Source organism: Pseudomonas sp. NPDC087185 (genome assembly GCF_044744955.1).
Classification (GTDB): domain Bacteria; phylum Pseudomonadota; class Gammaproteobacteria; order Pseudomonadales; family Pseudomonadaceae; genus Aquipseudomonas.
In genome coordinates this window covers 1-2059 of record NZ_JBIUZK010000016.1, presented here as the reverse complement: position 1 = coordinate 2059, position 2059 = coordinate 1, and the positions used below count along the sequence as shown (strand labels likewise).

Annotated in this window: 1 protein-coding gene; it reads left to right on the top strand. The window is 68.0% G+C overall.

Features of this window, described 5'->3' with window-relative positions:
* A partial coding sequence (locus ACIPIJ_RS27860; RefSeq protein ID WP_401083227.1) for a condensation domain-containing protein occupies window positions 1–2059 on the top strand: 2059 nt, incomplete at both ends.

Below are 2059 nucleotides of genomic sequence, written 5' to 3'. Positions count from 1 at the left end.
GACGGTGCGATCGAATACCTCGGCCGCCTGGACCACCAGGTGAAGATCCGCGGCCAGCGCATCGAGCTGGGCGAGATCGAAGCGCGCCTGCTGGAAGTGGCCGGTGCCGGTGAAACCGTGGTGGTGGCCCAGCGCGACGCCCAGGGCCAGCACCTGGTCGGCTACGTCGCCGACCCACGCCAGCCGGCCGACTTGCAGGCCTGGCAAGCGCAGCTCAAGGCCGAACTCGCCAGCCGCCTGCCGGCCTACATGGTGCCTGCCCAGCTGGTGTGGCTGGCAGCCATGCCGCTGAGCCCCAATGGCAAGCTCGATCGCAAGGCCCTGCCGGCGCCGGACCTGAACCAGGCGCGGCATGAGTTCCAGGCCCCGGTCACAGAGCTTGAACGCAAGGTCGCGGCCATCTGGGCCCAGGTACTGCACCTGGAGCAGGTGGGCATGGCCGATCACTTCTTCGACTTGGGCGGGCATTCCCTGCTCGCCACCCAGGTGGTCTCGCGGGTGGCCCAGGAGCTCGACCTGGAGGTGCCGCTGGCGCTGATGTTCGAGCACAGCACCTTGCAGGCCTTCAGCCAGGCCCTTGGCGAGCTGCAAGGCAGCCGCGCGGCCAGGATCGTCGCCATCGACCGCAACCAGCCGCTGCAGCTGTCGTTCGCCCAGGAACGCCAGTGGTTCCTCTGGCAGCTGGAGCCGCACAGCACCGCCTACCACATCCCGATGGCCCTGCGCCTGCGCGGTGACCTTGACCTGCAGGCCCTGGAAGACAGCTTCAACCTGCTGGTGGATCGCCACGAGAGCTTGCGTACCACGTTCATCCAGCAGCAGGACCAGCTACGCCCGGTCATCCATGCGCAGCTGCGCCTGCCGATCAACGTGCAACCGGCCGCTGCCGAGGGCGACGAAGCGGCGGGCATCCAGGCCTTCATCCAGGCGCAGACCGCGCAGGCCTTCGACCTGGTCAACGGCCCGCTGCTGCGCATTGGCGTGCTGCGCATGGGCGCCCGCGACCATGTGCTGACCCTGGTTCAGCACCACATCGTCTCCGACGGCTGGTCGATGCAGGTGATGGTCGATGAGTGGATGCAAAGCTATGCCAGCCTGGCCAACGGTAGCCAGCCCACGCTGCCGCCGTTGCCGGTGCAGTACCTCGACTATGCCCACTGGCAGCGCAACTGGCTCGCCGCCGGCGAACGCGAGCGCCAGCTGGTGTACTGGCGTGAGCAGCTGGGGGCCGAGCCGGTGGTGCTGGAGCTGCCTACCGACCATGCCCGCCCGGCGCTGCAGAGCTACCGGGGCGCGCGCCTGGCGCTGACGCTTGACGCTGACCTGGCCGCTGGCCTGCAGCAGCTGGCGCAGCAGCACAACGTCACCCTGTTCATGCTGTTGCTGGCGTCCTTCCAGGCCTTGCTGCAGCGTTACAGCGGCCAGGACGATATCCGCGTCGGCGTGCCGGTGGCCAACCGTCACCGCCTGGAAACCGAGCGGCTGATCGGCTTCTTCGTCAACACCCAGGTACTGCGTGCGCGTTTTGACAGCACACTGACCGTCAATGCGCTGCTCGAACAGGTGCGCCAGGCGGCCCTTGGCGCCCAGCAGCATCAGGACCTGCCGTTCGAGCAACTGGTCGAAGCCTTGCAGCCGGCGCGCAGCCTCAGCCACAACCCGCTGTTCCAGGTGATGTTCAACCACCGCAACGCCCTCGACCAGCAGTTGGGTGAAGGTTTCCAGGTGCCGCAACTCGACGTCGAGACCTTGAGCGGCGAACACCAGAGCGCGCAGTTCGACCTGGCCCTGGACACCTTCGAGACCGCCCACGGCCTGGGCGCCACCCTGACCTACGCCACCGACCTGTTCGACGCCACCACCATCGAGCGCCTGGCCGGCCACTGGCAGACCTTGCTGCGCGGGATGCTCGCCGACCCGCAGGCGCGGGTAGCGGAGCTTGCGTTGATGGACAGCGTGCAAGCGCACACCCTGCACACCTGGAACCACACCGCGCAGCGCTACCCGGACGAATGCCGTGTGCAGCGCCTGATCGAGCAGCAGGTCGAGCGCAGCCCCG